Here is a 572-nt window from a genome sequence, read left to right on the forward strand (position 1 = left end):
TGTCTCGATTTGGGAGATGCGAACCATATCCCCCGTCTTCTCGCCGGATTCACTCAGCAGCGGAATCATATTTCTCGCTTCTCTGATGGCATCCGCGAGCCTGTCCGCTTCATCCAGCGCCTGAACGGAGTCCAGATGAAACAGTTTTACATTGAGACTGTAGGTTTTTTTAAATGTGGAGACCGTATCTGTTTCCTCGAAAACAGATGGTGGCGGGACGTATAACGACGGCACCTGAAAGTGATCAGGAAGCTCGCGTTCATAAATTGGAACAGACCACCGGCTGTACAAAAACGCCATGATCGATCCTGTTTCACTGTTCATCCTGCTCCTCCTTTACAGCTTCTTCAGCCACTGGCGCAGTTTGCTTTCCAGCGATTTTTCAAACAGCTGTTCATATAAAAGCAGCGCATGATCCCAGTAGCCCGTGCCCGGTATCCATTTTTTCTTGAGCGCCATTCCCGTTGAAGCCGCTGGATCATAAATAAACCGTGAGCCTTGAAAACACCCCGGCACCCATCTCACATCTTGTTTTGACGTCCAATGGCCGTCATTAAGAAATGAGGCGTAAT

General features: G+C 49.0%; 1 protein-coding gene and 1 pseudogene. Both read right to left on the reverse strand.

All coding sequences use genetic code 11. The annotated features are described in order from the left end of the window. Positions 1–324: phage portal protein (locus ACWHAR_RS30290; RefSeq protein WP_452088834.1), on the reverse strand; the 324-nt coding region annotated here is incomplete at its 3' end. A gap of 12 nt (positions 325–336) precedes the next feature. Continuing rightward, positions 337–572, reverse strand: a pseudogene (locus ACWHAR_RS30295) (HK97 gp10 family phage protein); the annotation flags it as partial.

This window comes from Bacillus sp. LR--39 (assembly GCF_053613335.1).